Source organism: Haloferax sp. Atlit-4N, assembly GCF_003383025.1.
GTDB lineage: Archaea > Halobacteriota > Halobacteria > Halobacteriales > Haloferacaceae > Haloferax > Haloferax gibbonsii.
Genome location: NZ_PSYY01000024.1, coordinates 1 through 5,121, shown reverse-complemented (window position 1 = coordinate 5,121; position 5,121 = coordinate 1). Strand labels below are relative to the sequence as shown.

At 52.3% G+C, this 5,121-nt stretch carries 3 protein-coding genes and 3 pseudogenes; 2 read left to right on the top strand and 4 right to left on the bottom strand.

Translation table 11 applies throughout. From position 1 onward, the window contains the following. The 4 genes and pseudogenes from C5C07_RS20260 to C5C07_RS20250 all read right to left on the bottom strand — a co-directional run. On the bottom strand, positions 1–836 hold an 836-nt coding region (locus C5C07_RS20260), incomplete at its 3' end, for a site-specific integrase (RefSeq protein ID WP_115806032.1). Between the two features lie 489 nt (positions 837–1,325). Then, positions 1,326–1,638: pseudogene (locus C5C07_RS22030) on the bottom strand (transposase); the annotation flags it as partial. A 10-nt stretch (positions 1,639–1,648) separates the two neighbouring features. Continuing rightward, positions 1,649–2,062 carry a hypothetical protein gene (locus C5C07_RS21240; protein ID WP_147302072.1) on the bottom strand — a complete coding sequence of 138 codons (414 nt, stop codon included), beginning with the start codon at positions 2,060–2,062 and terminating at the stop codon, positions 1,649–1,651. 71 nt (positions 2,063–2,133) lie between these two features. Next, positions 2,134–3,405 (bottom strand): C39 family peptidase, encoded by a 1,272-nt coding sequence (locus C5C07_RS20250; RefSeq protein WP_147302071.1) that lies wholly within the window; start codon positions 3,403–3,405, stop codon positions 2,134–2,136. A 596-nt stretch (positions 3,406–4,001) separates the two neighbouring features. Between C5C07_RS20250 and C5C07_RS20245 the strand changes: the two are divergent. Together C5C07_RS20245 and C5C07_RS20235 are read left to right on the top strand one after the other, a co-directional pair. Continuing rightward, positions 4,002–4,536: pseudogene (locus tag C5C07_RS20245) on the top strand (IS5/IS1182 family transposase); the annotation flags it as partial. A 364-nt stretch (positions 4,537–4,900) separates the two neighbouring features. Continuing rightward, positions 4,901–5,121 (top strand): annotated as a pseudogene (locus C5C07_RS20235) (S9 family peptidase); the annotation flags it as partial.

Sequence of the window (5,121 nt, the reverse complement as noted above, 5' to 3'; positions counted from 1 at the left end):
ACGACATCGACGCCATACAACAGCGTCACCTCACCAGGGCCGTTCTTTCGCTCGCCATCGCCGAACGACAAATGCGGGTCCTCAGCATTCAAGACCACCTGGTCGACGTGCAACGCAGCGACTTCCGAAGGCCGTAACCCCCACCCAGCGAGCGCAACGACGAGCAACTCCGCTTCGGGCGAGTCGACCTCTCCGTAGATTCGGCGCACCTGCGACGCCGACAATGCCTGTGGGTCCGGCTCGGTAGCTTCCCAGCCGAACTCTTCGCCAGCCTCCGAAAGCGGATTGTACTTAGCGTACTTCCGGCGCTTCACGAACGCGTACCACGCTCTGGCAACGTGCAGATATTCGAGCTTCGACCGATCCGTCGATAGCTCCTCGTCAAAGACGTCGAGAACAGCGAGACAGCGTTCTATCTCTCGCGGCTGCTGGTCTAACTCAGACAGCGGTTCGATCAACGCATCTGACGCGTGTAGCTCCCGGTACGTCCGAACCCACTTCGCTAACCTCGTCCGGTGGGTCTCGACGGTACTCTCTGCCCGTCCACCACGAGTTCGTATCGAGTTGAGGTACACTTCTAGAGCGTTGACAGTAGGCTCGTGGTTGACGTCCCACTCCCACTCGTCAGACCCCTCGTCTTCCAGGCCGACGACGTCGACGAAGAACTGCTTCGGCGTCAGGTCGTGATGCTCGCGTAACGCGTACGCGATACCACTGTATCCGTGTTCGGTGAGCCAGTCGTAGGTTGGAACGTCACGGTCTTCGTCGAACCCACCACGATAGCGCTTCGGTGCGATGTCTTGCCAGTAGACGTCTATGAGTTCGTCGAGGCTCATCTGGGACCACTTGTAGCGGCGTTCTCTCGACTTTTGTTCTGAAGCCGTCTCTTCAGCGCTCAAACCCTGGGAGTCGGACTGCTGATTCACGCCTTCTCACCGGGGAGTAACCCACTCGCCGTGTGTTGGGGTGATTTTGAATCGATGATTTTCACTATCCTCTGATATTCTACTAGATAGTTAATACTTCGGCTTGTGTAGGAGTGGATTATACACAACGCCGATTAGTAAAATTGAGCAGTAGATTGCCGATAGTGTAGTATATTGCATTTCGCTATACAAAATTCTTGTAAGGGCCGACCCCGCAGTTTCGGAGGATGGGCAATATTAGCGTTGATTTTCTACTGAGTTAGTCTAGATTACGGGAAAATACGCTAGAAAACTTGTCCAATCCAGTTAATCCTCTGTGATTGTCAGAAATCATCCGAAGCATTCTGCCCAGAAATAGTGCCACCGCTCACGAGGGGGCAAGCTGGAGTGTTCGTTCACTTAGTCTGGCGGAAGCAGCGCCGAAGAGACCAACTCGACACACTCTCCAGCAGTCAAAATAGGAGCATAGTTCATCTCATCACCAGTCCCAGCTTTCAACAGAAAGTCAGTGAGCCGCCAGATGCTATAGAGAAGCACTACGAACACGAAGTAGAATAATCGAACTCGATAATCCTTCGAGGAAGTCTTCGCGAGGAAATCATGCTTGATGCTCTTTTACTCCGTTCTTGATCCGCCAGCGTCGGCTGTACCGACAAGTGAACGTCCCAGCAGCGCCCGACTCGACTGAGAGATTCGTGGTAAAGACCGCTGTTCGTTTTTGTTTAGAATGAGCCAACTTCGGCAAACCGACTAAGACTATCAATCACTATGGCACTCGCTAGTATGACCCCGAGAACCGACGCTGGAAACACACTAAGAAGCGGATTGGCACGATCAATGTACGGGCCAATGACAGCGTAGGTACTGGCAAGAATCGTGACTACTGAGACGATGAAAATCGCCTGAGTATACCAGTTTGATCTGTCAGTAGTTGCAAGCCTAGATACCACTAGAATTGCCAAGAGACCTATTGGGAGAGCCAACGTCCAAATCCCTGTCCCTGCCAGTTCGATAATCGGTGGCCATGGGATATCTGGACCGAGTGCAACGAACGAGATCCCCATTGCCAGGATTGCTGCGGAGAGGAGGGCCTCCACAGCTCTGCCATACTCGTGATATCGAGACTCAACACTCATATGAATTATCTAATAATTCAGGTCTATTCAATAAATGTTTTTTGGGCTATGAGGTGAGTCGTCCCAACTCTCTACTTGACAAAAACCTTCGTGACAGTAGCTGCGAGCCATGCACCCCAGCTGAGGTCGTGGGAGTTGTACCCCCATGTATCATAGAGCTCGAGAGTATCCTTGGAGGCATCGTACCCGATTCCCGCGACACTATGTTCATTGTAGGGTTGGTCGCGACCGCTTGCTGTGTCACCGCTGGTCATATTGAGGACGAATGGCCGATCGTTGTCGATTTCGCCCTCAGCGAACACACGATCAAGCGTGACAGCAATCGACTTGGAGCCGTAATCATTGTCTCCACCGCTGTAGGACCGGATCCCATCATCGATGAACCCAGGTGGTGTTGCGCCATCGAAGGGGTCAGTCTCGAACGTACCGAACTCATCATGAAGTTCGTCGATCATTGCTTCGGCCGCTTCGTAGCTGCCGTTCTGGGAGTACCCTTCGTGGTAGTTGAGAACCATCGCAGCGGCAATCGGGGAGCACCCGTCCCAGTAACCCCACGGGTCCGGGTCGCTCCCAACATAGCCAGAACTACTGCCACCGCCGGGGTCGCCTCGAGGTTCACCGTCTTCTAGCGTCTGGTCATACGCAGGGACATCAGACGCCATACTCTTCGAGCCACTCCAGCCAGTTGCAGTCGGCTGGATGGTAGTGGAATCTGTTGTACTTAGGGATTCATTGCTGGATTCGACAGCGTCCCAGATGCGTTTTGTCTGCCCTGAATCCGCTGCGAGCGCGTCCGTAGTTGTTCCCTTGCCAACCGTCTGTTTCTGCCCATCTCGTAGGTTTACAACGGCACCATCTTGCATCTCGAGACCGTACTTCGTACCAGTATGATGAATCAGGCGACCAGTATCACGGTCACCACGCTGCTTGCGGAACTCACGAACTTCAGAGAGTTTCGATAGCGGGTGTGGGGCAGTAGATTGCTCAATGATGGCTGGTCGGTCACGTTGCGCGGATGTCGTGATATACCCAATATGCGTTGACCCGTTCAACACAGGAAAGACATAGGAACTACGCAGGTAGTTCGGCCCCTTGTCTTTGTTCTTCAGGTAGAACGTCGTTGGCTTGCCGAGATCAGCATCGATCCAACTCGCGTATTTGGGAGATTGAGCAGACAATGCGAGCCGCTGCCGCGCCGCCTTCTTAGCAAGGCCTTTCGAGACGTGCTTTTTCTTCCCAGACTCCATAGCAGATCCAACCCTTGCCCCGCTAAGTGTAAGCCCGGCAAGTCCGATTGTTTTGATCGCGTTTCGCCTAGTGAATCTATGGTGTTTTCGTACCACATATTAAGAATTTCACATTAACGTTTATATCTTGTGCCGTTATGTCCGTGAATATTATAGTGAAAGCATATCCTGGGTCGCTGCTGCCTTAGCTCCCAGGGGCTAGTGAATTGCCATGCTGCAGTTGATTTAGCTATGTTACAGCACGCTTGATGTTCTGAACGACCATTTTACAACGAATTTTCGAAGTCTCAGTACCACGTCCACCATGCACGTCGTCGCCGCGTGGGTGCTTAGTCGACGAACAGTAGCCTTATACATCGGCTTTTGATGGTATCGAGTCCAACCTACAGGTGTTTTGCGCGTGGTCAGCGAATCGGAAGATCTGATATATCACTGGGTCTTGCGCTTTTCACCGATAGTTCGTATTACCTCAATCTAACCCTTATCGCTAGCGAGACTGTGTAGGTCACACGCGTTGAGAGTTTCTGCTGCTGACGCTTTCATCACGTTCCGGTAAGACCAACCCCATTACAAGATTAAGTGTGTAATCTCTATTAGATACTGATGTTATGTTCATACCATGAAGAGATAACCACGCGTAGGCCCTCGAGTTATTTAGTGCGGTCGTCCACCCCAACCCAGAACTCAGTTGAGGACTCCGAGGCGAAGTCGCCGCCCCCGAAGGGGGTGCGGATCACCGATTACGCCCTTGTATCGCTGCACTGTCTGTGGATTTACCTCGATGAGTTGTACCGCAACGTATTGTATCTGCTGAGCAAAATGCCGCATATTTGTGGAGATATCGACCTTGAAGAGGGTGATTTCCCTAATCACTCGACGCTAGTTGAGGCGTTTGATAGGTTCAGAAGAAGGTTTGGCGAGTGCTGCTAAACCTGTTGGCGTAGCTGCACGATTTCTCAGGTCACGCCGCCATTGACGCTACCTTTTTCGACCGTGAAAACACTACTAAGCACTACTTCCGTCGCACGAATCACCGCGTTTAGACGCTCAAATCGACGGCTCTCGTCGATACTCAAACGAAAGCTGTTCTCGACATTCATTGTACGACCGAGAAAACGCGCGACACACAGCCTCGCCGCTGACAAAGGTTACGACTGGATGGATTTACGCGAGAAGCTGTGGGAAGAGGACGTGAGACCGCTGATTAAACATCGGATTTGTGCACCCGCATCAATGTGAGATACTTGCCATCGTAGAATTCACTGTCAGCGTAGAGCGCCTTGACTTCGAAGTTGAAGCTATCGACGCGGCCAGAAACTCCGCGAGGGCGCTACTGACGGTGTCGCCGTCAGTCGGACGGCGCACCGACAGCGTGTCGCATTTGTTACGAACACGAACTCAGATGTGTCGCGTACGCGTGGAATGCAGCAATAGGTTCCGTCTTTGGCTTCGTTGTAGTAACTACAGGAGCAACTCACTACTGCGATGCAACCGACGAGGGGGTATAAAGTGAAGACGAATGCTTTGTTTCTAATTCCACGATAGCCTCATGAAGAAAGAATTTATATTGCGTGACACTATCCAGAGCTATATGGACACGTATTCAATTGACCGACATCTTCGTGTCCGGGTCATCACTGGTGCACAGTACGGCCCGGACGATGCGCTTTATTTCAAATGTGATCTCACAGGGACCCACGAGATCTGGAGGGTCGCCGATCCCGGTACATGGCCAGAACAGATTACGTTCACCGGCGGCAACGTCACGTTCGCCTCATGGTCCCCGACGGGCGAAGAGATGGCGGTCGGGGT

What these genes read in the sequence shown, in the direction of transcription:
- C5C07_RS21240 (WP_147302072.1), bottom strand. Translation starts at nt 2,062, where the DNA reads ATGAGTGTTGAGTCTCGATATCACGAGTATGGCAGAGCTGTGGAGGCC.